This is a genomic window from Kribbella soli (assembly GCF_004331345.1).
Lineage (GTDB): Bacteria > Actinomycetota > Actinomycetes > Propionibacteriales > Kribbellaceae > Kribbella > Kribbella soli.
The window spans coordinates 181,368-204,885 of the sequence record NZ_SJJZ01000006.1 but is presented as its reverse complement, the minus strand read 5'-3'; the positions used below and the strand labels follow the sequence as shown (position 1 = coordinate 204,885).

The following is a 23,518-nucleotide window of genomic DNA, read 5'->3' as shown; positions in this document are numbered from 1 at the left end:
ACTTGCCTCTGTGTCTAGCTGGCGCACCCGCTTCTGCAGGTGAGGTGTGTCCACTAGCTACCACGGAGAGTAACCATCATGATCGCCGTTCGCGGTGTAGATATTCGGGTCGGTGCGCAGTTGCTGCTGGCCGATGTTTCGTTCGGTGTCGGCGCGGGGGACCGAGTCGGACTCGTCGGCCGTAACGGTGCCGGCAAGACCACGCTGCTGAAGACCCTGGCCGGTGAGGCCCGTCCCGCGACGGGGCAGGTCACCGTGACCGGGTCGATCGGCTACCTGCCGCAGGACCCGCGGGCGGCCGATCCCGCGATCACCGTCACCGCGCGCATCCTGTCCGCGCGCGGTCTGGACGTCGCCGTACGGCAGCTCCGCGCGGCGGAGTCTGCGATGAGCAGTGCCACCGGCGAGGCGCAGGAGAAGGCGATGGCGGCGTACGCGCGTGCCGAGGCCGCGTTCCAGGCGGGCGGCGGATACGCGGCGGAGGCGGAAGCGGCGCGGCTCGCGGCCGGTGTCGGTCTGCCGAACCGTGCCCTCGAGCAGCCGATCGGCGAGCTGTCCGGCGGTCAGCGCCGGCGCGTCGAGCTGGCCCGGATCCTGTTCGCGCAGCACGACGTACTGCTGCTCGACGAGCCGACCAACCACCTCGATGCCGACTCGGTGCTGTGGCTGCGGCAGTTCCTGCTGTCGTACCCCGGCGGCCTGATCGTCATCAGCCATGACAGCGAGTTGCTCAAGGCAACGGTCAACCGGGTCTTCCACCTGGATCCGCAGCGGCTGACGATCGACATCCACAACACCGGCTGGAAGAAGTACCTCGAGCAGCTGGATGTGGACGAGCGGCGCCGGCAGCGCGAGCGTGCGGTCGCCGAGCGCAAGGCAGCGGTCCTGCAGGCCCAGTCGGCGAAGATGCAGGCCGGTGCGAGTACGGCGATGGCGGCCAAGAACATGGCTCGTCGCGCGGACAAGCTGCTCGCCGGGCTGGAGCCGGTACGCCGGGCCGCGCGGGTCGCGAAGATCCGCCTCCCGGCCCCTGCGCCGTCCGGCCGGACTCCGTTGTCCGCGGTCGGCCTGAAGAAGTCGTACGGCGCCTTGCAGGTCCTGGACGGTGTCGATCTGGCCGTGGACCGAGGGAGCCGGGTCGTCATCCTCGGGCTGAACGGGGCGGGCAAGACCACGCTGCTCCGGCTCCTCGCGGGCCGCGAACAGCCGGACGCCGGTCGCGTCGTACCCGGTCATGGTCTGCGGCTCGGGTACTTCGCGCAGGAGCACGACACGCTGGACCTGGCCGGCACCGTCCGGCAGAACCTGGCGTCGGTCGCGCCTGGGCTGACCGACGGCGAGGTGCGGAACGTGCTGGGCTCGTTCCTGTTCAGCGGTGACGACGTGGACAAGCCGGCCGGGGTTCTGTCCGGTGGCGAGAAGACCCGGCTGGCGCTCGCCGGCCTGGTCCACTCCAGCGCGAACGTGCTGCTGCTCGACGAGCCGACCAACAACCTCGACCCGGCCTCCCGCGACGAGGTGCTCGGCGCGGTCGGCAGCTACCCGGGCGCGATCGTGATGGTCACCCACGACGAGGGCGCGATCGAGGCGCTCCGACCGGATCGCGTGCTGATCCTGCCGGACGCCACCGAGGACCTGTGGTCGGACGACTACCTCGACCTGGTCTCGCTGGCCTGAGAGTCAACCCTGGGGTTGAGATCCGGTTCCACCCGGGTCTCACCTCGGGGCTGACGTTCCGGGCGCCGCATCCGAGGAGGCTTGTCAGCAACGACAAACCTCCCTGGAAGGAACCGCTGACATGTCGGCCGTGCTCGGAATCTTGATTGGCCTGCTGGTGCTGGTGCGGGTGATCGGCCGGCAGGTGACCGGCTCGCTGGTCACGCAGAAGTCCCTGGTCGTGATGCCGCTGATCCTGCTGGGCGTCGGCGTACTCTCGCTGTCGTCGGCCGTCCACAGCGCCTCGACCGGTGAGCTCGCGTTCCTCGCGCTCGACTGTGTCGTCCTGCTCGGGTTCGGGTTCGCCCGCGGCGCGAGCATCCGGCTGACGCAGACCGACCAAGGTCTGTTCCAGAAGGGCACCGTCACGACGCTCCTGCTGTGGCTGGTGACCATCGGCATCCGGGTCGGTACGTCGTTCGCGTCGGCCGCGCTCTGGCCGCACGGCGGACTCAGCAAGGCGGCCCTTGCGCTGACCATCGGCATCACGATCGGCGCCCAGAACGCGATGATCTACCGCCGCTCGCTGGCCATGAACATCCCGCTGGCCATGCAGCAGGCATGATGAGGCCATGACCTGGAAGCCGGCAGGCCTGGTGCGGGAGAACTCCCTGCCCGGCCTGCTGCTGCGCGCCGTCCCCGGGGTGATCACGATCCTCTCGGTCGTCGTCGCCGCCCAGGACGACCAGGACCGGCGGCTGCCGTACCCGCTGATCGTCGCACTCGGCATGATCGTTGTCGTCAGCAACATCACGCTGTTCGGACTGAAGTACGGCGAACCGCCCGGCCCGGCCGGCTACGGCCTGCTCGTGTTCGCGATCGCCGGATCCGTGCTCTGGTACGCGTTGCCGGGCAGCGCGATGATCATCGTCCCGTTCTGGGTCAGCCGGGCGGCGGTCCGCTACTACCGCGCGCAGCCGCTCGAATGGATCATCGTTGCCATCAGCATCCTCGGCGCCAGCGTCCCGCTGTACCTCACCACGCATTCGCTGCCCGGGGCGTTCGGGGCCGCGTTCGGGGTGGTCGCGCTGACTCTCGCCGCGGTCAACCGACGGACTCGCGAGCAGCAGTTGGAGGACCTCGAGGTGTCGCTGGCCCGGAAACAGGCCGCGATCGAGGAGCACGAGCGGGCGGCGGCGCTGGCCGAGCGGGCGCGGATTGCGCGCGACGTGCACGACGTACTCGCGCATTCCCTGGCCGGGTTGTCGTTGAGCCTGCAGGGTGCGCGGCTGATGCTCGTGCGGGACGGGGCGTCGGCGGAAGCGATCGAGCAGGTGACGCGGGCGCAAGGACTGGCCGCTGATGGGCTGGCCGAGGCGCGGCGGGCGGTGGCGGCGCTGCGGGAGGACGCGGTTCCCGACGTACGGGCGCTCGGTGATCTGGTCACGGCGTACCGGCTGGAGAGTGGCGCGGGGGCGGAGTTCGAGGTCGGCGGCGAGGAGCGGGAGTTGCCGGCTGAGGCGATGAGCACGCTGTACCGGACGTTGCAGGAGGCGCTTGCGAACACCCGCAAGTACGCGCCGGGCGCGCCGGTGCAGGTGCGACTGACGTACGGCGACCTTGTCCGGCTGACTGTCGAGGACCGGCCGGGGCAGCGCCCGGAGCGAGTGGCGCCGGGTGGTTATGGTCTGCTCGGGATGCGCGAACGTGCCGACCTGGTCGGCGGATCACTGGAAGCCGGCCCGACGTCGACGGGCTGGCGGGTCGAACTGAAGGTGCCTGCGTGAGTGTGCGAGTGGTGGTCGCGGACGATCAGACCGTGGTGCGCGACGGGCTGGTGACGTTGCTCAAGCTGCTGCCCGGGATCGACGTGATCGCGGCCGCGTCGGACGGCCGGGAAGCGGTCGAGCTCGTGGCCGAGCACGACCCGGACGTCCTGCTCGTCGATCTGCGGATGCCCGCCATGGACGGTGTCGAGGCGACCCGGCGCGTGCGGGCCGACCATCCGCGGACCGAGGTCGTCGTGCTCACGACGTACAGCGACGACGACTCGGTGCTGACCGCCTTGCGGGCCGGCGCCCGCGGGTTCCTCACCAAGGACGCGGACGCCGAGTCGATCGGCCGGGCCCTGCAGGCGGCCGCCGCCGGCCAGTCGATCGTCGACGCCGACGTCCAACGCCGGCTGATCGAGGGCACGACCAAACGGGTTGAAGCCTCGGTTTCAGGGCTCACGCCTCGCGAGGTGGAGGTACTGCGGCTGATCGCCGAGGGCCTGTCCAACACCGAGATCGCGCGCCACCTGGTCGTCAGCGAGGCCACGGTGAAAACCCACATCAACCACCTCTTCGCCAAGGCCAACCTCCGCGACCGCGCCCAGGCAGTCGCGTACGCCTACCGACTCGGCCTGGCCTGACGCACCGCATCCATCAGCAGATCGAGATGCCCACGATGCTGCGCTGTCTCCTCCAGCCTGTGCAGGTAAATCCGACCGCCACGGTTCGGCCGACGGTACGTCGAGGAACTTGTGGCTGAACCACAGGTCCTCCATGGCCGCCAGATGCTTGACGATCCCGCCCACCGCGACCATGTTGCCGGTTCGGGGATCGGTGCACTACCGTTGATATATGAAGAGTTCTGCAGATGTGCAGCTCGACTCGTGCAACGTGCGGCTGGTCGACCCGGAGCGGGTGGCGAGCGTCAATGCCAGGATGCCGGGCGAGGAGGACATCGCCGACACGGCCGACGTGTTCGGTCTGCTCGGCGATCCGCGGCGGCTGAAGTTGCTCGTCGCGCTGCTCGACGGGGAGTTGTGCGTCTGCGATCTCGCCGCGATCACCGGGTTGAGCGAGTCCGCGACGTCGCATGCGCTCAGGTTGCTGCGCGCGCACCGCGTGGTCGGCGTACGGCGGGACGGGCGGAACGCGTTCTACCGGCTCGACGACGCGCACGTGCGGATGCTGCTCGACCTCGCGGTCGCGCATACCGAGCACACCGACGCCATTCACCCGGAGAGGTCGGAAGCATGAGCGCCGGCCACGGCCACGGGCACGCTGTCAGCGCCGCGGCGGACCGGAAGCTGCTGAGTGGTGCGCTCGCGCTGATCGTCGGCTTCATGATCGCCGAGGTGATCGTCGGGTTCGCTGCCGGTTCGCTGGCCCTGGTCACCGACGCGGCGCACATGCTCACCGACGCCATCGCCATCGCGCTAGCGCTGCTAGCGATCCGGCTCGCCGCGAAGCCGCCGGCCGGTGGATTCACGTACGGCTTCAAGCGCGTCGAGATCCTGTCCGCGCAGGCCAACGGCATCACGCTGCTGCTGCTCGCCGTCTACTTCGTGTACGAGGCCGTCAGTCGGCTGATCCATCCGCCCGAGGTCAAGGGCGCGCTGGTGCTGATCACCGGCGTCGTCGGCATCGTGGTGAACCTCTTCGCGACCTGGCTGATCAGCAAGGCGAACCGCTCCAGTCTCAACGTCGAGGGCGCGTTCCAGCACATCCTGAACGACCTGTTCGCGTTCATCGCGACCGCGATCGCCGGTCTCGTCGTACTGCTGACCGGGTTCGCCCGTGCGGACGCGATCGCGGCGTTCGTGGTCGCCGTACTGATGCTGAAGGCCGGCGTCTCCCTGGTCCGGGACTCGGGGCGGATCTTCCTCGAGGCCGCGCCGATCGCGATCGACCCACAGGCGCTGGGCGCCGAGCTGTGCGCGGTCGAGGGTGTGGTCGAGGTGCACGACCTGCACGTCTGGGAGATCACCTCGGGCGAGCCGGCCGCGTCCGCGCACATCCTGGTCGCCGAGGGGCTCGACTGTCACCAGATCCGGGTCCGCATCGAGGAAGTGCTTGCCGAGCGCCACCACCTGACGCACTCCACGCTCCAGGTCGATCACGCCACCGCAAGCCAGGGGTCGGAGCACTGCAGCGACTCACACGGCGTGGTCCACCGCGCGATCACAGGTGCTGGACCAGCACCTGACCCAGCCAATCCACATCATTGACCCGCGGTACGGCGAACTCGGCGTCGCGCGTGAAGCCCTGCTTCTCGTAGTACCGGACCAGTGCGCCGTCGCCGCCGGCGAAGCAGTCCACCCGCAGCAACCGCACGCCGTCCTCGCGGGCGAGCGTGCGGGCGTGGTCGAGCAGCGTTCCGCCGAGGTTCTGTCCGATGGAGAGGCGGTCGGTCACGAGCAGCCGCACGTACAGCTCCGGCTCGGTTGCCGGTGGCACGTAGTCGAGGGCTGCGCCAACAGCGAGCGCCCCGACCACTCGGCCGTCCGTCTCGCCCACCCACAGCCCGCCGTCGTCGGCGAAGCCGGTGATCTGCTCGACCCGCCGCGGGCTCGTCGAGTGCGGCGACGTACCCCACTGGTCGGTCCGCCCGCGCGCGACCAACCACTCGGTCGCCCCGTCGAGGAGCGCCAGCACCGCCGGTACGTCGTCCCGCCCGGCCCGGCGGATCGTGATCTGCACATTTCCCAGAATAGATTGGCGGGAGATGTCGAAACGCCGTTCGCAGTCTCTACCTAGGGGTGTAGAGAGGAGCTCACCGTGAGCAAGAAGACCGGAAAGCTGGACAAGACCTTCACCGCGCCGCTGCTGAAGAGCGACGCCAAGGGCGGTTGGACCTACGTGCAGATGCCGGATTCCGCGGCGTACTTCGGGACGCGCGGACTGGTCAAGGTCCGCGGCACGATGGACGGCCACCCGTTCGAGAGCTCGTTCATGGCGCTCGGCGACGGGACCCACAAGCTGCCCGTCAAGGGCGAGCTACGGACCCTGCTCGGCAAGCAGCCGGGGGACGAGATCACTGTGTCCCTGGAGGAACGTCTCGGTTGAGAGTGCCTTCCTTTTGAGCTGCACCGCCATTTGATCTGAGATCACCGTCACAGCCGGTCATGTTCTGAGTAAGGTCTCTGTGAAGAATCGATGCTGACCGGCTGCTCGGGTGGGGCTCACCGCGGGCCTGACCGTACCGTCGATGCCTGGGTGGTCCGACGAAGTCAGGAGTGATCGAAGTGCAACGGGGCTCACGGGGCTTGCCATCGGCATGCCCACCATCGGCGGATCCGGTCTGACCGTGATCTCGCTGAACAAGATTCTCGGCGCGGCCGGGCTGGTGCTGCTGGTCGGCGGCGCGCTGCTCGGGTTCCGGTCGGTCTCGGCGAGCGGGACCGACTGCGGTTCCGCGTTCCAGCCGGCCGGCGGGATCACCCCGATGGCCTGCGACAACGCACTGAACGGCGCCAGCACGTTGACCACGGTCGTGATGAGCGCCGGCGTGCTCTTGCTGATCGCCGCTGTCGCGGTCAAGATCATCCGCGACCGCACCCAGGAGAAAATCACCGCCTGACCGGCATTTTCTGTGTCAGAGTGCCGCGGTGACGATCGAACCGTTTCGGCTGGATGTGCCGGAGAGCGAACTGGATGACCTGCGTCGGCGGCTGGACCTGGTGCGTTGGCCCTCGGAGCTACCGGGTGTCGGCTGGTCTCGCGGCGTACCGCTGGACTACCTGCGGGACCTGGTCGGCTATTGGCGGGACGGTTACGACTGGCGGGCCGCCGAGGCGCGGCTGAACGCGTGGCCGCAGTACACAACTGTCATCGACGGGGCGGTCGTCCACTTCGCCCACGTCCGCTCGTCGTCGCCGGATGCGATTCCGCTCGTCCTCACGCACGGCTGGCCGGGCTCGATCGTCGAATTCACCTTCGTCGCCGAGTTGCTGAGCGACTTCCACCTGATCCTCCCGACCATCCCGGGCTTCACCCTGTCGGGCCCGACCAACGAGCCCGGGTGGGAGTTCAAGCGCGTCGCGCGTGCGTGGACCGAGCTGATGACGAGGCTCGGGTACGAGCGGTACGGCGTCCAAGGTGGCGACTGGGGTTCGGCGATCTCCCGCGAGGTCGGGCGGATCGATCCCGAGCGCGTGATCGGCGTACATCTGAACCTCATCCCCGGCGCGGGCGCGACCTCCGAACCGACCTTCGAGGAACTCGCGCCCCTCGACGCGGCCGAGCGCGAGCGGACCTGGGCGTCGTGGCACCGGCAGCAGGGGTTCGCGACGGAGCAGCAGGGGTACGCCGACCTGCAGTCGACCCGCCCGCAGACACTCGCGTACGCGCTAACTGACTCGCCGGTCGGGCAGCTGGCGTGGATCGCGGAGAAGTTCGCGACCTGGACGGATCCGGCGTCTGAGCTCGACCGTGATGTGCTGCTCACCAACGTGATGCTGTACTGGCTGACCAGGACCGGCGGATCGTCCGGCGCGATCTACTACGAGCGCGCGCACGCGTCGTACTGGGGCCAGCCGGCTGAGCCGTCGCAGACGCCGACCGCGCTCCTCGACCTGGCACACGAGAACTTCATCCCGCTACGGCACAAGGTCGCCCACACCGACAACATCGTCCGCTGGACCAGCCACCCGCACGGCGGTCACTTCGCCGCGCTAGAACAGCCCGAGGTGCTGGCCGCGGACATCCGTGCGTTCTTCACGGCTTGAGTACTAGCTTTCCAGTGGTTCGGCGGGCGAGCAGATCCTCGTGTGAGCGACGGGCGTCCTCCAGCGGGTACTCGGCGCCGACGAGCGGACGGAGTTTGCCGGCGGCGGTCAGTTGGAGCAGTTCGGTCAGCGGCTCGACGTACCCGCCTGGCTCGTCCATGGCAGGGACCAGCCAGAAGCCGGCCACCGAAAGGTTGCGTTGGGCAAGCGCACTCGGGTCGATGCTGGGTCGTCCCTCGCGACTGGCGTTGCCGTAGTTGACCAGGCGGCCGAACCCTTTCAGGCATTCGAGCCCGGCGAGCATGGTCGACCCGCCCGTCGAGTCCAATACGACGTCCACGCCGTCGGTCACCTCCCGGATCCGGTCCGCGTAGCCGTCCGGGTTGTTGTCCACAGCAACATCCGCGCCGAGCTCCAGTGCCAGCTCCCGCTTCGCCGCGGTCGACGCCGTCGCGATGACCAGCCCGGCTCCGAACTGCTTGGCGAGCTGTACCGCGATCGTTCCGACGCCGCCGGCCGCCGCGTTCACCAGCACGGACTCGCCTGCGCGGAGCCGTGCGCTGTTCCTCAGTACATGCCAGGCCGTCAGTCCTTGGATGAGCAGTGCGAGCGCCTGCCCGTCGCTGACCTGGTCCGGTACGTCGACCGCGCGGTTCGCCGGCGCCACGGCGTACTCGGCGTACCCTCCGCCGGTCTCGAGGATGGGGGAGAGGATGCGGCGGCCGGTCTCGGTACGGCCGACGATCTCGACGCCGGGAACGAACGGGAGCGTGACGCCGCCGCGGTAGGAGCCGTCGGTGCGATGCGTGTCGGCGAAGTTCACACCGGCCGCGCCGACCTCGACGAGCAGTTGGCCAGGACCCGCGACCGGTGGTTCGAGCTCGGTCGGTACGAGTACCTCGGGGCCGCCGAACTGGGTGACCTGGATCGCGCGCATGGGGTGTCTGTCCGATCTGCCGGGCGAACTATCGTTACCGCATGAGTTTTACCGGTTTTCCGGCTGCGGCGCTGGACTTCTACGACGATCTCGAAATGGACAACACCAAGACCTTCTGGACGGAGCACAAACACGTCTACGAGGAGTCGGTCCGGGCGCCGATGGCCGCGCTGCTGGCCGAGCTCGAGGAGGAGTTCGGTGCGGCGAAACTGTTCCGCCCGTACCGCGACGTGCGGTTCGCCAAGGACAAGACGCCGTACAAGATCCACCAGGGCGCCTTCATCGACGTCGCCCCCGCGACCGGGTGGTACGTGCAGGTCTCCGCACCCGGCGTACGGGTCGCGGCCGGTTTCTACGAGGCGTCGTCCGAGCGCCTCGCCCGTGTCCGCACCGCCATCGACGACGACCGCCGCGGCAAGCAGCTGGAGAAGCTACTCGCCAAGCTGGTGAAGGCCGGTTGGACCGTAGGCGGCGACAAACTCAAAACCAGCCCCCGAGGCTACGACCCCGACCACCCCCGCATCGACCTACTCCGCCACAAATCCCTCACCGTCAGCAAGAACTACGGCTTCGAACCCGTAATCCACACCCCGGACCTCACCACCCAGGTCCGAAAAGACTGGCGAGCCACCCAACCCCTCATCCAGTGGCTCACCGACAACACCTAACAGGGTGCTGTCAGCTCGGCCGACCGAGCTGTTGACGGTCCCTGTCCGAGTCCAGAGGTGAAGGACTCGGACAGGGACCGCTCGGTGACAGAGCCGGCAACTCGTGGCGACTGCTACACGAGCCCGCGGCTGATGAGACCGCCGCCGGCTCCGTCAGATCATGGCTCGTCCGCCAGCGGCGTCCGGGCAGCCGGATCGTTCGTGACCCGCAACGACACAAAGCGTCGCCGCATAGCGGCCTCGTAGGTGGCTGCCGAGTCGGGGTCAGAGACGTAATCGGCGATCAAATGCTCACCGAACCACACGCGTACCCGTCGGTCGGTTGGGAGCGGCAGTTGAGTCGCGGTCATCGGTCGCTCATGTTCCGCGCGATGTCGCGGATCATCAAGACGGCGACGACAGCTGTGGCGACGATCAGCGCCCACATGCCTGGGATCACTGCAAGCCACCTCGTTCAGTTCGTGCCCGAAGCGTTGACATGACACGACCGTACGGAGCGTGATGGTCCTTGTACCATACGAATCTGGGTACGGATCGGGCCGCAAATCTCGGACGAATGGTTGGCTGACTGATCGATTCGCTCGCGCTACGTACCTTGTCGGGCTCGAAACGAGAGGTTGTGGACAATGCCGAGACCAGCCGGCCCGCCGACCGTGCGACTGCGTCGGCTCGCGGCCGAGCTCAGCGCGCTCCGCGCCGACGCCCAGTTGACTCGCGAGCAGGTCGAGGAGCAGACCGGTGTCAACCAGGGAACGCTGTGGCGCATCGAGAAAGGACAGGCCAAACCCCACAACGGCACTCTCGAGACCCTCTTCGATCTGTACGGCGTGACTGAGTCGCGCCGTACCGAGCTCATCGAACTCACCAGAGGTGCAAAGCAACCCGGCTGGCTTGCCCAGTTCAAGGATGCGCTCCTCAAGGAAGCGATTCCTGAGGTCTATGCCGCGTACATCGGCTTCGAGACCGAGGCGAAGACCATGAACACCTATGAGTCGTCGTTCGTTCCCGGCCTGCTGCAAACCGAAGAGTACGCTCGCGCTGTCATGATCGACGGCTGGCCGATGGAAGCCGACGCCGTTGAACGGCGGCTCGAGACACGGATGCAACGGCAGATCGTCTTGTCACAGAAGAGAGACGGGCGAGATCCGCTCGAGCTCTGGGCGGTTCTCGATGAGGCGGTGCTGCGACGGGAGGTCGGCAGCCGTGCTGTCATGCGAGCTCAGCTCGGTCGGCTGCTCGAGATGGGCGAGCGACCAAACATCACCCTCCAGGTCATTCCCTTCAACCGGGGCGCCCACCCCGGAATGAGTGGCGCGTTCACCTGTTTCAAGTTCGGCTCATTGGCACCCAACATCGTCCACACGGAGAGCCTGGCCGGCGCCTTCTTCCTGGAGTTGGAGGCGGATGTCGAGCGGTTCGGCCTGGCGTTCGATCACGTGCGTGCCATGGCGCTCAGCCCACGTGATTCCGGCACCTTCCTCGCCATGCTGATGACCGAGTGATCGGTCCCGCAGTTATCCACAGTCTCGCGTTTCGGTTGCACTTCGGTACTGCGCCGCGCTGAATCACGCTCAGGCGAGGCCGATTCGGCTGCTCAGGTTCATATAGTGCGCGGCCGGTCAGACTCCGTACGTTCGTCGTGTGGCGACTGCAGAAGTGAACCCGGCGTGGTGGTCCAGCTCCGACCACGGGGGCGGGGCCAGGTCAGGTCTGATTGTGAGCCGCCGGTTCGACGCCGTGGTCTCGCCTTCGGTGGTGCGTCCGTCGACCGCGCGGCGCGTTCTGTACTGCTACGCCCACGAGGGTCTCACTCGAACGCTCCGTGACCTCGTCGGTGTGCAGGAGGCAGCCTATGCAGAGGCCGTCGAGCGCGGGTACCACCTTGGCCCGCTCTTCGTCGAAGAGGACAGCTCGGGCAATGCGATGCAGGCGCTCATCGAAGAGATGACGATCCAGCTCGGCAAAACCGCCGTCGCTGTTCCGCACCGCGGGCACTTGATTCCGCTCGGCGCGCCACAGGACTGGCAGTGGCTGCTTGAAGAGCTGACTGGTCATCCGCTCATGTTCATCAACCACGCCCCATGATCAGCGGGGCGGGCATGCTGGATCCCAGTCGCCCGTGTCCGTCCCGCTCTCCACAACACCCGCAAACGAAAGGGCACCCATGCGCGGCATCTCAACCGTGCGTCCGTGGCCGCGACCAACTGCTGTCAGCTCTCGAAGTCCTTTTTGATGGTGGCGAGGATGTCGCGGGTTTTGTTCGGGGGTGGGGCTGCTACGCAGAGGGCTTCCATGGTGGCGGTGTACTGGTCGAGGTCCTCGAGTTTGTCCAGGTACAGGGCGCTGCTGAGGTGCTCGATGTAGACCATGTCCGGGAGGTCCTGCTCCGGGAAACGGAGAATGCTGTAGGCGCCGCCAGTGGCTGCGTGGCCGCCGACGCTGAACGGCATCACCTGCAGCGTGACGTTCGGGAACTGCGACGCGTCGATCAGGTGGTCGAGCTGCTGGATCATTGCCTTGACGCCACCGATCGGCCGGCGGAGCACCGCCTCGTCGACGACGGCCCAGATCCGGACCGGCTCCGGGCGGGTCAGGACGCTCTGCCGGCTGGTCCGCAGCGCGACCCGGCGCTCGACCTCCTCGGCCGGGATCAGCCCGCGGCCGAGCTGGATCACCGCGCGGATGTAATCAGGGGTCTGCAGCAGGCCGGGGACGAACTGCAGTTCGTAGACACGAATCAGCTGCGCCGCGGCCTCGAGGTCCAGGTAAGAGTGGAACCAGCTCGGCAGTACGTCGCCGTACCGGTGCCACCATCCCGGGTTGTTCGCCTCGCGGGTCAGAGCGAGGAGGCGCTCGCGCTCTTCCTCGTCGTCGACGCCGTACAGAGTCAGAAGGTCACGGACGTCGCGCTCCTTGAGGCCGACGCGGCCGAGTTCCATCCGGCTGACCTTGGACTCCGACGACCGGATCTCCCACCCTGCGTCGGACCTGCTGATCCCTGCTGCCACCCGCATCCGGCGAAGGTGCCCGCCGAGAATGATGCGCAGCGCGGTCGGCCCGCTCTGCGCGTCCGACTCGGTCACACCCACCTCCCAGCGGCCCCAGCGGTCTTCATCGGCAACCTCATCCGCAGGTGCACATCATCGCATGCCCGAGCGCTGATCTGCCGGAGTTCTTACAAAAGAGCGTCGAATCCGCATCGGCGATCACGGAGCGTAAGACTAGCCGATCCGGGGTCAACCGGCTTTGTCAGCACATACTAGCCCGCCTCTTGAGGGTCGAACACTGTTCGCCGGCGGTCGATCCAGGCTCAATCAGGCGGAAAGTGGCCCGATCTGGTCTCGAAATGGAAAACGTGCGGATGCACGTGCATCGGGCGCTTGCATTCGTCGCGTGCCGACGCCATGATTGCTTCATGCACAGAAGGTGAGCTGGTTCTCGCGAAAAGTGACATCGCGTGATCCAGTAGGCCGGTCCTACAGAGCGCCGACGGCCCCCCGTTGGCATGACTGGTTGGGGAACCCGAGTCGATGAACGACGACGACAGTGAGGTTGTGGAGCAGACCGCCGCGATGGCAGGCGGCCGCGCGCCCGAGGAGCTGACGGAGCGGGAGATCCAGGATCTGGTCGCGCGTTGCCCCGAGCAACAGCGCTGGGCCTTCGAGGGCTGGTTGCGCGGCGTCCGCCAACTCGATGGCGACCCGATCGTGAGCCTGGCCCCATGACTACCGACAGAGCAACAGGAGGACGGAAGATGGTGCGGATCTGGCTGGGCGACCACCTGATCGCCGAGTACGTCGCCGAGCCGGACCGCGCGTCGCGGTACCAGCGGGTGATGACGCCGAAGTTCACCGGATTGCGAATCACCGTTGACAATGCGGCGACCGGGAAGGCTTCCGAGTTGCCGAGCGAGCAGCTCTGGCCGCTCACCGTCCAGTAGTCCGAACCCGCCCCTCGGGCAACGCCAGGACCGACTCTCTTCGGAGAGTCGGTCCTGGCGTTTTGCATGCCAGAGCGACCGCGCGGTACGGCGTCGGCCGGCGATCGGTCGTTGTCGTCCGCCGGGTCGTCGTACCGATGTTCTCAGGGCACAAGAAAGGGCCCCTTCGTCACTCGCCTGGCGAAGGGGCCCTTTGCTTCTGTGTCGCCCAGTGTTGCTGGTTCTTGCTCAGATCAGGTAGCCGAACTCGCCGTCCTGAACGCCGCCGAGGAACGCCTCGATCTCTGCCTTTGTGAACACCAGCGCCGGGCCGTCGGTGAAGCGCGAGTTGCGCACCGCCACACCGCCGTCCGAAAGCTTCGCAACCTCGACGCAGTTGCCTTGAGGGCCGCTGCGCTGGCTCTTCCGCCAGATCAGCTCGCTATTCGAGTCGCCGGGCATGCCGTTGTAGATCGCAGTCATCAGCTGCACCTTCCGTACGTCCTTGGCATATGCACGTGCATTTGGCCTTGCATCTGCATCGTACACACTTTTGGCCGACGTGTCCGCTCCCTTACGTCCTGTGATCTTTGCGGGGTAAAACGAGCGTTGGCTCATCGATTTCAGTCGCGATCGGTGACCTTTTCGGGCTCAGTGCATGAGTTCGAGGGAGGTGGGGTACGACTCCTCATGCAGGCATGACCGTGGTTCAGCGAAGTGCCACGCCGTGACGAGACAGTCGCGAGGTCATACCAATGGTTACGAGCATCATCGAGCGGGATTCCACCCGCAGCGGCGCCCCGACCGATCGGGCCGCCCGTGAAGCAGCCACCCGGAAACTGATGGAACGTCGGGCCGGTAGCAGCGCCGCAGACGAGCGGCAGGAACTTCTCGAACAGGTCGTCGAGCTCAACCTGGAAATGGCCAAGGGCATCGCGCGCCGTTTCCGCGGCCGGGGCGCCGAGGCCGACGACCTGGAGCAGGTCGCTTACCTGGGGCTGGTGAAGGCGGCCCATCACTACCGTCTGGACGCGGACACCCCGTTCATCGGGTTCGCGATCCCGACCATTCGCGGCGAGGTGAAGCGGTACTTCCGCGACTGTGCCTGGACGGTCCGGATCCCGCGCCGGCTCCAGGAGATGCAGGGCACGATCGCGGCCAAGCTGCCGGAGCTGGAGCAGCAGCTGAATCGCGAACCGACGCCGGCCGAACTAGCCGCCCATCTCGAGGTCGAGGTGACCGAGGTCGAGCAGGCGCTCGCGGCACGCGGCTGCTTCAACGTGCTTTCGCTGGACCGGCCCGCTGAGGCCGACGCGGAGCTCACGCTCGCGGACGTGGTTGCCGATGACGACGACGCGAGCATCGATCAGCTGGAGACGGTCGAGATGCTGGAGCCGGTGCTCGCCGACCTCGGCGACCGGGACCGCCGCATCCTGCAGCTGCGCTTCGTCGAGGGCTGGACGCAGTCCGAGATCGGCGACGACATCGGCGTGAGCCAGATGCAGGTCTCCCGGGTCCTGCGGCGGATCCTCAACGACCTCCGCGAAAAGCTGGCTCCGCTCCAAACAGCTGCTTAATCGTCAGCTGCCGGAGTGCCCTGGTGGTAGTACAGACGCCAGGCGCCGTCGGTCCGCCGCCAGATCGAACTGCGGCGGACCGGCGTACCGCCTGTCCGCCGGGACACATAGGTCACATGGACGAGGTCGTCGGCGAGCCGAACGCCGGCGACCTCGGTCGCCTCGATCGGATCCGCGTCGGTGATCTCCCCGGACGCCAACGCGGCAACGATCGCCGCCCGGTCCCAGCGCCGGCCGGACGCGCCGACCTCGACGAACTCCGGATCCAGCAGTACGTCGACCTCGGCGGACCCCCGCACCTCCGGCAGCAACAACCGCAACTCCGCCTCGACCGCGGCCCGCGCCTCTTCGTCCACGGCCCCGACCTTAGCGACCGAACCAGACCAGCCGACCGCCCCACATCGACCCCAGGGCCATCACAATCGGCCTGCCGACGCGGCGCTGAGCGGGCGCAGGTCGGTAATGCCTCGATTGTGATGGCCTGGCGATCCGCGACTCGCTGGCCGGGGCATCTCACTCAGGGTGGCGGCGGGGCGGCACAATGGGGGAGACGAGGGGATGAGTCGTTGCTGTTGGCCTTGCGGATGTTCAAGACCGTGCCCGCGGACGCGGTCGCGGTCCTGCGCGCGTATCCGCCGATGGTGGTGTGCTTCGCGGCCGCGCTGACCGGCACCGCACTGGTGTTCGACGTCTTCTACCTCGTCGCCAGTCCGGGACTCACGCTCGCGCTTGTCTATACAGTGCCCGTGCTCGCCGGATTGATCGCCGGGCTGGTCGCGGCGGCCGACGATGTCGGGCTCGCGCGGGGCGTACTGCTCCGAACGGTCGGTCTGGCCGTTGCCCTCGGCCTCACCAATGCGATCGTCGTCGCGATGATCGCCGCGATGGTCCGCACCGATCCGTCGAACTGGTCGTCCGGCGGCCAGTCGGTGCTGTTCGCGGGCTGCACGGTGCTCGCGGTCGCCGTCGCGATCGTTGCCTGCAGCAAACTGATCGATGCGCTCGGCCTCGAGTTGAGCACCCGGCTCCCACACCGCCGACCACATCGCAACCCGCTCGCCGCCCCGGCGGTCGCGAAGATCAAGCCGCGCGTGAGCAAGGAGTCGGCGGCCCGCGCCAAGCCCGCGCCACCCGCCGCGCCGCCGCCTGCCCCGCCTGCGGTCGACGAGGAGGAGACGATCCCGTTCTTCGTCCCGCCTCCTCCCAAGGTCGTCGACCTCGACGAGGCCCGCCCGGTAACGCCCTCAGGCCCGGTCACCCCCCACACCCCACGCCCTCGCCGTACCACCGCCCGTCGTCCCAACAAACCGGGCCGCCGCCCCGGCACCTAGCAGGTCTGATCGTCCGGCAGCCGGTTGGTGAGTAGATAGGTGATGACTGTGTTGTCGACGCAGGTGTTGCCGTACTCGCCGAAGATCCCGTGCTTGCGAGCGCCCGTCAGCGTCACCATCCGTGCGTTGGGCAGGTGCTTCTGGAGGGCTGTCGCGTACGAGTAGATGGTCCGCGGGTCGCCGTCCGCCGCCACGATCAAGGCCGGCTCCGAGTTGGCGATCCGTGTCGGCGGCTCCTGCGGCTGCACCGGCCAGTACGCGCACGGCGAGATCATCCGTGTCAGCGATGCGAAGTGCGGTTCGGTACGGCGATGCGCCTGGATGTCCCGCCAATACACCTGCGGATCGCTCGGCACCGCACGGTCGCCGCAGATGATCGCGATCTGCGCACTGGCCGGCTGCGACGACGCCGGCGTCAGCAACGCCTCCAGAAACCCGCCGAGCTCAGGCCCCGGTTCCACTGGTCCGTACGTCGCGTCGAGCAGCGTCCGCACAATCCCGGCGTACGTCGTCCGCGCCGCGTCCCGATCATCGGCGAGCGGACCGAACAACACCACCGGCACCGACCCGCCGTCGAGCCGATGCGTCCCGATCCGCAGGCCGTCCTTCGAGGCCACTCGCAGGATCCGATCCACCGACGCCATCACGCGCGACGGCGTTGCCCCGAGGTGGTACGTCGCATCTCGCGCAGCCGCCCACGATGCCCACGCGCGCAACGCCGCCTCGTTCGCCGGCCCGACCGTCCGCAGCAGCCGCGCGCTGTACAGCTCGGGATCCAGCGGACCGTCGAGGACCACCCGGTCCGTACGGCCCGGGAACATCTGCAGGTAGACCGCGCCGAGATAGGTCCCGTACGAGTACCCGAGGTACGAGATCTTCTGCTCACCCAGGGCGATCCGGACCCGGTCGATGTCCCGCGCGGTGTTCCGGGTGTTCACGTACTGCAGATAGTCGCCCGCGTTCGTGCCGCAGCGTGCCGCGATGTCCGCCACCTGCCGATCGACGCGCTCGAACGACGATCGTTCGGCGCCGCCTGCCCACGGCCAGCCCGCGAACGGGAGCTTGCAGTCGATCGGCGTACTGCGACCCACGAACCGCGGATCCAGCCCGATCAGGTCGTACCGCGTTCCCGCAGCCTTCATCGCCGTCCGCAGACGCAGCGGCATGCTCAATCCAGGACCGCCCGGGCCGCCGTCGTTCAGCACCATCGTGCCGATCCGGTCGCCGCTCGCCTTCAACCGCGACAGCGCGAGCGTGATCTGCGGGCCGTCCGGACGCCCGTAATCGAGCGGCACCTTCAGGTCACCACACTCGGCACCGGCCTCGTCGAGCGCGGCCCCTTCGGCGTCGGCTGCGTTCAGCTGACAGTGATGCCACTCGATCTGCGGGTGCTCCGCCGGCGTGGAGACGGGCGCACCCAGGAGCGCCAGTACCAGAAGCAGTTTCATCGATCCTCCTCGAAGTCACTCCCGACGCTAGGCATCGCGGCGCCGCGGCACAGTGCACTCGGAGACCGGCCGAGGGTCGCGCGGACGCTACCTGGAGCTGCAAGACTGTGGCTGGGGAGGCGCTTGTGTGGGATGTGATTGTTGTCGGAGCCGGGCCGGCGGGAGCGGCGGCTGCGATCGGTGCGTTGGCGGCGGATCCGAGTTTGTCGGTGTTGCTGCTCGATCGGCACGAGTTCCCGCGCGACAAGGCCTGTGGTGACGGGATCGCCCCGCACGTACTCGACCTGCTCGCCGGCGTCGGCGTCACCGGGATCCTCGACGACTGGACTCCGGTACGTCGGTTCGTGCTCAACCGCGGTGACGTCGGCGTGGATCGGCAGATGTCCCGACCGACCTGGGTGGTCCCGCGGACCGTGTTCGACCAGCGCCTGGTCGAGGCCGCGCAAACGGCCGGCGCGCAGTTCATTCGCCGACGGGTCCGCGGCCTCGCGATCCAGAGCGGATCCATCACCGTGGACGAGGACCTGGACACGCGCTTCCTGGTCGGTGCCGACGGTGCGCATTCCGTCGTACGGCGGGAACTCGGCCTGAAACCGGGTCCGGTCGCGCTGGCGATCCGCGGATATGCGCCGACCCCGTCTGCACGCGCGGCGAGTCAGGTGATCGCGTACGGGCCAGGTCGGCAGCCGTCGTACGCGTGGTCATTCGATCGTGGCGACGGGTGGTCGAACGTCGGGTACGGCGAACTGCTGGCCGGCGCCCGCCCGACGCGGACCGAGCTGCTGAACCACCTGGAAGCACTACTTCCGGGGGCAACCGAAGGCGGGGAGTCGTGGTGGGGCCACCATCTGCCGCTCGCCGGCCGGTCGTGGCGGCCGCGCAGCGGGCCGGTGCTGCTCGCCGGTGACGCGGCCGGTCTGATCAACCCGATGACCGGCGAAGGCATCTACTACGCCGTCGCGACCGGGCTGCTCGCCGGCCGGGCGATCGCCGACGCGTTTCGAGCGGGTACCTCGGACGCCGGTACGCCGTACCGCCGCCGCACGACCCGCCTGCTCGCCAGGCATCTCCGCGACACCGCGCTGGTTGCCCAGTTGAGCCGCTCGGACCGAGTCCTCGACGGCGGCATCCGCGCGGCCGCTGCCGATCAGCACGTGTTCGACGACCTCGTCGAGCTAGGCCTCGCGGACGGCGGCCTGACCCGCCGCCTCCTCCGCACTCTCCTGCCCTGAAGCCTTGATCGCGTAGTCGACGGCATCGGTGACCCGTTCGACCGGCCATCCGAGCCGGCGGGCAAGTTCCGCAGCGCGATCCGCTGCGTGGTGTGGTTCCCACAGAACTGCTAGCACTGCCAGACAGTCCTGGAAGCCCGCGCCGCCGGACATGTCTTCGCTGAGCCGCTCGAAGAACTCCGCCATCTGGGTGAGCCGCTCGCCCGCCGGAGTATCGCGCCCGACGAGGTCGACACCCTCGGCCGCGGTCTCCGCCCAGTTGTGGTTGGTTCGCGCGCTCACCTCCCACGCCTTCAGCCACACGTCCTCGGCGATCACGTAATGCTGCAACCGACGTACCGGATCGGGCTCGCGGTACACCATCCCGACCCGTTCGAGATAGCCGATCGCCTTCGAGATCGACGCCGGGCTGACCCGCAACGTGCGGACGAGATCGGCTGCTGTCAGCGTGCGGGTGTCGGAGGTATAGAGCAGTGCCAGCACCCGCGAGGCCATCCGTGGCAGCCCGCCGTCGACCATCATCGTGGCGAACCGCTCGACATACGCCTGCCGCGGCTCGACCGCCCGCGCATCTCCCCGGGCGTCCGTGTACGTCGGGCGTCGTCGGCGCGCGCGGGAGGCGGTGGCGTAGTGCGCGTGGTCGGCCCGGTACCCGCCCGCGCCGCCGTTGCGTGAGACCTCCCGGCTGACCGTCGACGTCGGCCGCTGGAGTTGCCGCGCGATCTCGGCGTACCCGAGCCCGTCCGCCAGTCCGGCCGCGATCTCGAGCCGGTCCTGGTGACTCAGCCTGCCTCCGGGCATCGGCAACCTCCGCGCATTCACTGTCAGCTCATTGCAACGGATTGCGTTCTCTCGCAATCCCATTGCACAGAATGCCATGTTTTACAGGGTTTCACGAGCTCGGGCCGCAGAATGACAATTGCCGATCCGCTGAACGCAACGTAACTTCCACGGCATGGTTCTGACAGTGGACGGCCTGCGGATGCGGTACGGCGACCGCGAGGTCCTGCATGACGTGACGTTCGACGCGCGCCCCGGCGAAGTGCTAGCACTGCTAGGTCCGAACGGCGCCGGGAAGAGTACGACGATCGAGATCCTCGAAGGCTTCCGGCTCCGGTCGGCGGGCCGCGTCGAGGTGCTCGGCGTCGACCCGGCCGCGGGGGACGAGCGGTGGCGGTCGCGGATCGGCATCGTTCTGCAGTCCTGGCGTGACCACGGAAACTGGCGAGTCGGAGAGCTCCTCCATCACCTCGGGGCCTACTACGCGCCGTACTCGACATCGACCGCGCCGCGCCCGTGGCCGACCGGCGAGCTCCTCGACGCCGTCGGCCTGAGCGCGTATGCCGGGCAGAAGGTCAAGACCCTCTCCGGCGGACAGCGCCGACGCCTCGACGTCGCGATCGGAATCGTTGGCCGCCCCGACGTACTGTTCCTGGACGAGCCCACGACCGGGTTCGATCCCGAGGCACGGTCGGAGTTCCACGAGCTGGTGCGCGGGCTCGCGGCCGACCAGGGTACGACGATCCTGCTCACCACCCACGACCTCGACGAGGCGAGCAAACTCGCGCACCGCATCCTCGTCCTCGCCGCGGGCCGCATCATCGCCTCCGGCACCACCGCACAACTCACCGAGCTGATCGCGGGTGAGGACGAGGTCCGCTGGTCCGTCGACGGGCAACCGTTCCGGAAGTCGACGTCCGACTCGACCACCTTCGTCCGCGAGCTCTTCGCGACGTACGGCGACGCGGTCCGCGAACTCGAGGTACGCCGGGCCTCACTCGAAGACACCTACCTCACCCTGGTCCGGGAGCAGGCATGAAAACGGGAGCAAGCATGAGAACCGGAGCCAGCGTGAGAACGGGATGGCAGCGTGGGCTGATCGAGTTGCGGCAGTCCTTCACCAACGGTCCTGAACTGTTCAGCCACTTCCTCTGGCCGGTGCTGATGCTGGCCGCGCTGTTCTTCCTCCGGCATCGCGACTTCGGCTCCACCGGCTTCCAGCTCGGTGCGCTCGCCCTGCCGAGCATTCTCGGGATGAACGCCGCGATGGGCATGGTCAGCATGAGCCAGCAGCTGACCGCAGATCGCGAGGACGGCACGTTGCTCCGCGCCAAGGCCATTCCGAACGGCATGGTCAGCTACCTCATCGGCAAGGTCGTCTCGGTCGCGGGCGGCCTGCTCGTAGATCTCGCGATCCTCCTGATCCCGGGCCTGTTCCTGGTCGAAGGGCTCGCGCTCGGATCGGCGCACTGGTTCACGCTCGTCTGGGTGCTGCTGCTCGGCCTGGTCGCGACGTTGCCGATCGGCGCGGTCCTCGGCTCGGTCTTCACCAGCGCGCGTTCCCAAGGCCTGATCCAGTTGCCGATGCTCGGTCTGATCGCGGTCTCCGGCATCTTCTACCCGATCACCGCGCTGCCCGGCTGGCTCGCAGCGATCGGCCAGCTCACGCCGGTGTACTGGATGGGCCTCGGCATGCGGTCCGCGCTCCTCCCCGACGAAGCGGTCGTGGTCGAGGTCGGCGAGTCGTGGCGCCATCTGGAGACGGCAGCCGTCCTCGGGCTCTGGGCCGTCGCCGGATTGCTGCTCGCGCCCGTCGTACTGCGGCGAATGGCGCGGCGAGAGTCGGGCTCCAAAGTCGCCGAGCGTCGCGAGCGCGCTCTCCAGCGGGTCGCGTGACGAGCCGCATGATGGAGATATGCAGCAGATGCAGGCGTGGGCAGTGGATCATCCGGGACCCGTCGACGACGGTCCGCTACAGCGCGTACGCCGTACCGTTCCAGAGCCTGGTGCCCACGAAGTACTGGTGCAGGTCGAGGCGTGCGGGATCTGCCGGACTGATCTGCATCTGACCGAGGGCGACCTGGCGCCGAAGCGCCCAGGCGTCGTCCCGGGCCACCAGGCTGTCGGGCAGGTGGTCGATCGCGGTACGGCGGCCGAGCGGTTCGCGATCGGGGACCGGGTCGGAATCGCCTGGCTGCGCGGCACCTGCGGCGTCTGCGAGTTCTGCCGGCAAGGATCCGAGAACCTCTGCCCGCGGTCGACGTACACGGGCTGGGACGCCGACGGCGGTTTCGCGGAGTACGCCGTGGTGCCGGAGGACTACGCCTACGCGTTGCCGGCGGATCGTCCCGCGGTGGAGCTCGCGCCGTGGCTGTGTGCCGGGATCATTGGCTACCGCTCCCTGCTCCGAGCGAACCTGCCGCCCGGCGGCCGGCTCGGTATCTACGGCTTCGGGTCTAGTGCGCATCTCACCGCGCAGCTTGCCCTGGCTCAGGGTGCCGAGCTGTTCGTGGTGACCCGTGGCGAGCGGAACCAGGCCCTCGCGCGTGAGTTGGGTGCTGCGTTCGTCGGGGATCGGCCGCCGGTGCCGCTGGACTCGGCGATCGTGTTCGCCCCGGCCGGCGACGTGGTTCCGTCTGCGCTCGAATCGCTCAAGCCCGGTGGAACTGTGGCGGTGGCCGGCATCTACCTGTCCGACGTACCGGTGCTGAACTACGAGCGGTACCTCTTCCACGAGCGCGATCTCCGCAGCGTCACCTCCAACACCCGTCGTGACGGCGAGGAGCTGTTCCGCCTGATCGCCCGGCTGCCGGTCGCGGCGCACACGTCGATCATCCCGTTCGACGCCGTCGACCGAGCCCTCGCGGACGTCGCTCACGGTCGCGCGAGCGGGTCCCTGGTCGCGGTCCTCGACCGCTGAACCGAAGCGGCCAGGGCAGCGTAGAACAGGGTGAACCGGTAGGCCCCAGGCAGCGTTAGAACGGGTGAACCGGTGTGGCCCGGGTCGCGTTAGAACTGGGTGAAGATTCCAGCAGGGTGCCCTGCCCAACTTCTGAGCAGCCTGCTAGCTGCGTTAGATTTGATCAAATCTTACCGAGCTGCCAGGGAGCTGAGGGTGCGTATGTGGGCTCTGACCCGCCAACAGCGGTCGGTCCTGCCTGACGCCTGCCCCCACATCACCGAGGACGGCCGGTGCTGAGCAAGGTCCTCGGCGCGGTGGGTGCAGTCCTGCTGATCGTCGGGGTGGTGCTCGCCGTCCGGCCGGTCCATGCCGGCGGGGACAGCTGCGGCTCGGTCTTCCAGCCCGACAAGGGCATCACGCCGATGCAGTGCGACGCCCGGCTGAGCAGCCGCGGCACCCTGGTCACCGGCTTCGGCGGCGGCGGGGCCGCCCTCCTGGTGACGACCCTCACCGTCGCCGCGGTCCGCGACCGCCGTACCCACGTCGCTTCCTGACCAGTACGCTCGTTCCGG

Annotated in this window: 28 protein-coding genes; 21 read left to right on the top strand and 7 right to left on the bottom strand. The window is 68.1% G+C overall.

All coding sequences use genetic code 11. The features are described 5' to 3' along the window. Positions 1–78: 78 nt before the first annotated feature. The 6 genes from E0H45_RS40070 to E0H45_RS40045 all read left to right on the top strand — a co-directional run bounded on the left by E0H45_RS40070 (position 79) and on the right by E0H45_RS40045 (position 5,653). Positions 79–1,677: an ABC-F family ATP-binding cassette domain-containing protein gene (locus E0H45_RS40070; protein WP_131347661.1), complete on the top strand. Its 1,599-nt coding sequence runs from the start codon at positions 79–81 to the stop codon at positions 1,675–1,677. Positions 1,678–1,798: 121 nt separating this feature from the next. After that, positions 1,799–2,281 carry a hypothetical protein gene (locus tag E0H45_RS40065; protein ID WP_131347659.1) on the top strand — a complete coding sequence of 161 codons (483 nt, stop codon included), beginning with the start codon at positions 1,799–1,801 and terminating at the stop codon, positions 2,279–2,281. A 7-nt stretch (positions 2,282–2,288) separates the two neighbouring features. Continuing rightward, positions 2,289–3,443 carry a sensor histidine kinase gene (locus tag E0H45_RS40060; RefSeq protein WP_202872748.1) on the top strand — a complete coding sequence of 385 codons (1,155 nt, stop codon included), beginning with the start codon at positions 2,289–2,291 and terminating at the stop codon, positions 3,441–3,443. Next, the gene (locus E0H45_RS40055) at positions 3,440–4,069 is read left to right on the top strand and encodes a response regulator (protein WP_131347657.1); all 630 of its coding nucleotides are present in this window, start codon (positions 3,440–3,442) and stop codon (positions 4,067–4,069) included. Before E0H45_RS40060 ends, E0H45_RS40055 begins: the two co-directional genes overlap by 4 nt. Before the next feature lie 211 nt (positions 4,070–4,280). Next, a complete protein-coding gene (locus tag E0H45_RS40050) occupies positions 4,281–4,682 on the top strand; it encodes an ArsR/SmtB family transcription factor (protein ID WP_131347655.1) in 402 nt (133 codons plus the stop codon). Continuing rightward, positions 4,679–5,653, top strand: a complete 975-nt coding sequence (locus E0H45_RS40045; RefSeq protein ID WP_131347653.1) for a cation diffusion facilitator family transporter — start codon at positions 4,679–4,681, stop codon at positions 5,651–5,653. Before E0H45_RS40050 ends, E0H45_RS40045 begins: the two co-directional genes overlap by 4 nt. On the opposite strand, the gene E0H45_RS40040 is transcribed toward E0H45_RS40045, so the two are convergent. Beyond that, on the bottom strand, positions 5,607–6,125 hold the full coding sequence (locus E0H45_RS40040; RefSeq protein ID WP_238155669.1) for a GNAT family N-acetyltransferase: 519 nt from the start codon (positions 6,123–6,125) through the stop codon (positions 5,607–5,609). The genes E0H45_RS40045 and E0H45_RS40040 overlap by 47 nt on opposite strands. A gap of 78 nt (positions 6,126–6,203) precedes the next feature. Between E0H45_RS40040 and E0H45_RS40035 the strand changes: the two genes are divergently transcribed. The 3 genes from E0H45_RS40035 to E0H45_RS40025 all read left to right on the top strand — a co-directional run bounded on the left by E0H45_RS40035 (position 6,204) and on the right by E0H45_RS40025 (position 8,152). After that, entirely contained in the window at positions 6,204–6,491 is a 288-nt protein-coding gene (locus tag E0H45_RS40035; RefSeq protein WP_131347651.1) for a DUF1905 domain-containing protein, read from the top strand. A 211-nt stretch (positions 6,492–6,702) separates the two neighbouring features. Beyond that, positions 6,703–7,005, top strand: a complete 303-nt coding sequence (locus tag E0H45_RS40030; protein WP_131347649.1) for a hypothetical protein — start codon at positions 6,703–6,705, stop codon at positions 7,003–7,005. 28 nt (positions 7,006–7,033) lie between these two features. Then, positions 7,034–8,152, top strand: coding sequence for an epoxide hydrolase family protein (locus E0H45_RS40025; RefSeq protein ID WP_131347647.1), 1,119 nt, complete (start codon positions 7,034–7,036; stop codon positions 8,150–8,152). On the opposite strand, the gene E0H45_RS40020 is transcribed toward E0H45_RS40025, so the two are convergent. Further along, positions 8,142–9,089, bottom strand: a complete 948-nt coding sequence (locus E0H45_RS40020; RefSeq protein WP_131347645.1) for a quinone oxidoreductase family protein — start codon at positions 9,087–9,089, stop codon at positions 8,142–8,144. The two genes, E0H45_RS40025 and E0H45_RS40020, sit on opposite strands and share 11 nt — an antisense overlap. Before the next feature lie 41 nt (positions 9,090–9,130). Between E0H45_RS40020 and E0H45_RS40015 the strand changes: the two genes are divergently transcribed. The 3 genes from E0H45_RS40015 to E0H45_RS40000 all read left to right on the top strand — a co-directional run bounded on the left by E0H45_RS40015 (position 9,131) and on the right by E0H45_RS40000 (position 11,842). After that, a complete protein-coding gene (locus tag E0H45_RS40015; protein ID WP_131347643.1) occupies positions 9,131–9,757 on the top strand; it encodes a DUF2461 domain-containing protein in 627 nt (208 codons plus the stop codon). A gap of 626 nt (positions 9,758–10,383) precedes the next feature. After that, a complete protein-coding gene (locus E0H45_RS40005) occupies positions 10,384–11,259 on the top strand; it encodes a helix-turn-helix domain-containing protein (protein ID WP_131347639.1) in 876 nt (291 codons plus the stop codon). Between the two features lie 139 nt (positions 11,260–11,398). Next, entirely contained in the window at positions 11,399–11,842 is a 444-nt protein-coding gene (locus E0H45_RS40000) for a hypothetical protein (protein WP_131347637.1), read from the top strand. Between the two features lie 125 nt (positions 11,843–11,967). Here E0H45_RS40000 and E0H45_RS39995 read toward each other — a convergent pair whose 3' ends face one another. Continuing rightward, complete coding sequence (locus E0H45_RS39995; protein ID WP_131347635.1) at positions 11,968–12,840, bottom strand: helix-turn-helix domain-containing protein; 873 nt, start codon at positions 12,838–12,840, stop codon at positions 11,968–11,970. 447 nt (positions 12,841–13,287) lie between these two features. Here E0H45_RS39995 and E0H45_RS39990 point away from each other — a divergent pair, with 447 nt between their 5' ends. Continuing rightward, positions 13,288–13,482 (top strand): hypothetical protein, encoded by a 195-nt coding sequence (locus tag E0H45_RS39990; protein ID WP_130381785.1) that lies wholly within the window; start codon positions 13,288–13,290, stop codon positions 13,480–13,482. Then, positions 13,479–13,697, top strand: a complete 219-nt coding sequence (locus tag E0H45_RS39985; RefSeq protein ID WP_238151293.1) for a hypothetical protein — start codon at positions 13,479–13,481, stop codon at positions 13,695–13,697. Before E0H45_RS39990 ends, E0H45_RS39985 begins: the two co-directional genes overlap by 4 nt. Positions 13,698–13,925: 228 nt before the next feature. On the opposite strand, the gene E0H45_RS39980 is transcribed toward E0H45_RS39985, so the two are convergent. Next, positions 13,926–14,159, bottom strand: coding sequence for a DUF397 domain-containing protein (locus E0H45_RS39980; RefSeq protein WP_131347633.1), 234 nt, complete (start codon positions 14,157–14,159; stop codon positions 13,926–13,928). Positions 14,160–14,431: 272 nt separating this feature from the next. Here E0H45_RS39980 and E0H45_RS39975 point away from each other — a divergent pair, with 272 nt between their 5' ends. Next, on the top strand, positions 14,432–15,253 hold the full coding sequence (locus E0H45_RS39975; RefSeq protein WP_131347632.1) for a SigB/SigF/SigG family RNA polymerase sigma factor: 822 nt from the start codon (positions 14,432–14,434) through the stop codon (positions 15,251–15,253). Here the strand turns inward: E0H45_RS39975 and E0H45_RS39970 are convergent. Further along, the gene (locus E0H45_RS39970; RefSeq protein WP_131347630.1) at positions 15,250–15,609 is read right to left on the bottom strand and encodes a nuclear transport factor 2 family protein; all 360 of its coding nucleotides are present in this window, start codon (positions 15,607–15,609) and stop codon (positions 15,250–15,252) included. The two genes, E0H45_RS39975 and E0H45_RS39970, sit on opposite strands and share 4 nt — an antisense overlap. A 210-nt stretch (positions 15,610–15,819) precedes the next feature. Here E0H45_RS39970 and E0H45_RS39965 point away from each other — a divergent pair, with 210 nt between their 5' ends. Beyond that, positions 15,820–16,584, top strand: coding sequence for a hypothetical protein (locus E0H45_RS39965; RefSeq protein ID WP_238155668.1), 765 nt, complete (start codon positions 15,820–15,822; stop codon positions 16,582–16,584). On the opposite strand, the gene E0H45_RS39960 is transcribed toward E0H45_RS39965, so the two are convergent. Beyond that, positions 16,581–18,032: an alpha/beta hydrolase gene (locus tag E0H45_RS39960; protein ID WP_131347628.1), complete on the bottom strand. Its 1,452-nt coding sequence runs from the start codon at positions 18,030–18,032 to the stop codon at positions 16,581–16,583. The two genes, E0H45_RS39965 and E0H45_RS39960, sit on opposite strands and share 4 nt — an antisense overlap. 125 nt (positions 18,033–18,157) lie before the next feature. Between E0H45_RS39960 and E0H45_RS39955 the strand changes: the two genes are divergently transcribed. Further along, a complete protein-coding gene (locus E0H45_RS39955; RefSeq protein WP_238155667.1) occupies positions 18,158–19,264 on the top strand; it encodes an NAD(P)/FAD-dependent oxidoreductase in 1,107 nt (368 codons plus the stop codon). Here the strand turns inward: E0H45_RS39955 and E0H45_RS39950 are convergent. Beyond that, complete coding sequence (locus E0H45_RS39950) at positions 19,208–20,065, bottom strand: GbsR/MarR family transcriptional regulator (protein ID WP_131347624.1); 858 nt, start codon at positions 20,063–20,065, stop codon at positions 19,208–19,210. The two genes, E0H45_RS39955 and E0H45_RS39950, sit on opposite strands and share 57 nt — an antisense overlap. Before the next feature lie 154 nt (positions 20,066–20,219). Between E0H45_RS39950 and E0H45_RS39945 the strand changes: the two genes are divergently transcribed. The 4 genes from E0H45_RS39945 to E0H45_RS39930 all read left to right on the top strand — a co-directional run bounded on the left by E0H45_RS39945 (position 20,220) and on the right by E0H45_RS39930 (position 23,500). Next, entirely contained in the window at positions 20,220–21,083 is an 864-nt protein-coding gene (locus tag E0H45_RS39945; protein WP_131347622.1) for an ABC transporter ATP-binding protein, read from the top strand. Positions 21,084–21,115: 32 nt separating this feature from the next. Beyond that, positions 21,116–21,940 carry an ABC transporter permease gene (locus tag E0H45_RS39940; RefSeq protein WP_238155666.1) on the top strand — a complete coding sequence of 275 codons (825 nt, stop codon included), beginning with the start codon at positions 21,116–21,118 and terminating at the stop codon, positions 21,938–21,940. Between the two features lie 19 nt (positions 21,941–21,959). Beyond that, the gene (locus E0H45_RS39935; RefSeq protein WP_238155665.1) at positions 21,960–22,964 is read left to right on the top strand and encodes a zinc-dependent alcohol dehydrogenase family protein; all 1,005 of its coding nucleotides are present in this window, start codon (positions 21,960–21,962) and stop codon (positions 22,962–22,964) included. Positions 22,965–23,236: 272 nt separating this feature from the next. Further along, positions 23,237–23,500 (top strand): hypothetical protein, encoded by a 264-nt coding sequence (locus E0H45_RS39930; RefSeq protein ID WP_131347618.1) that lies wholly within the window; start codon positions 23,237–23,239, stop codon positions 23,498–23,500. Positions 23,501–23,518: the final 18 nt, after the last annotated feature.

Coding starts and splice junctions, on each gene's coding strand:
- E0H45_RS39980 (WP_131347633.1), bottom strand. CDS start 14,159: ATGACTGCGATCTACAACGGCATGCCCGGCGACTCGAATAGCGAGCTG.
- E0H45_RS39985 (WP_238151293.1), top strand. CDS start 13,479: ATGACTACCGACAGAGCAACAGGAGGACGGAAGATGGTGCGGATCTGG.
- E0H45_RS39990 (WP_130381785.1), top strand. CDS start 13,288: ATGAACGACGACGACAGTGAGGTTGTGGAGCAGACCGCCGCGATGGCA.
- E0H45_RS39945 (WP_131347622.1), top strand. CDS start 20,220: ATGGTTCTGACAGTGGACGGCCTGCGGATGCGGTACGGCGACCGCGAG.
- E0H45_RS39960 (WP_131347628.1), bottom strand. CDS start 18,032: ATGAAACTGCTTCTGGTACTGGCGCTCCTGGGTGCGCCCGTCTCCACG.
- E0H45_RS40020 (WP_131347645.1), bottom strand. CDS start 9,089: ATGCGCGCGATCCAGGTCACCCAGTTCGGCGGCCCCGAGGTACTCGTA.
- E0H45_RS39935 (WP_238155665.1), top strand. CDS start 21,960: ATGCAGCAGATGCAGGCGTGGGCAGTGGATCATCCGGGACCCGTCGAC.
- E0H45_RS40060 (WP_202872748.1), top strand. CDS start 2,289: ATGACCTGGAAGCCGGCAGGCCTGGTGCGGGAGAACTCCCTGCCCGGC.
- E0H45_RS39975 (WP_131347632.1), top strand. CDS start 14,432: ATGGTTACGAGCATCATCGAGCGGGATTCCACCCGCAGCGGCGCCCCG.
- E0H45_RS40045 (WP_131347653.1), top strand. CDS start 4,679: ATGAGCGCCGGCCACGGCCACGGGCACGCTGTCAGCGCCGCGGCGGAC.
- E0H45_RS40015 (WP_131347643.1), top strand. CDS start 9,131: ATGAGTTTTACCGGTTTTCCGGCTGCGGCGCTGGACTTCTACGACGAT.
- E0H45_RS40050 (WP_131347655.1), top strand. CDS start 4,281: ATGAAGAGTTCTGCAGATGTGCAGCTCGACTCGTGCAACGTGCGGCTG.
- E0H45_RS40065 (WP_131347659.1), top strand. CDS start 1,799: ATGTCGGCCGTGCTCGGAATCTTGATTGGCCTGCTGGTGCTGGTGCGG.
- E0H45_RS39950 (WP_131347624.1), bottom strand. CDS start 20,065: ATGCCCGGAGGCAGGCTGAGTCACCAGGACCGGCTCGAGATCGCGGCC.
- E0H45_RS40005 (WP_131347639.1), top strand. CDS start 10,384: ATGCCGAGACCAGCCGGCCCGCCGACCGTGCGACTGCGTCGGCTCGCG.
- E0H45_RS40030 (WP_131347649.1), top strand. CDS start 6,703: ATGCCCACCATCGGCGGATCCGGTCTGACCGTGATCTCGCTGAACAAG.
- E0H45_RS40070 (WP_131347661.1), top strand. CDS start 79: ATGATCGCCGTTCGCGGTGTAGATATTCGGGTCGGTGCGCAGTTGCTG.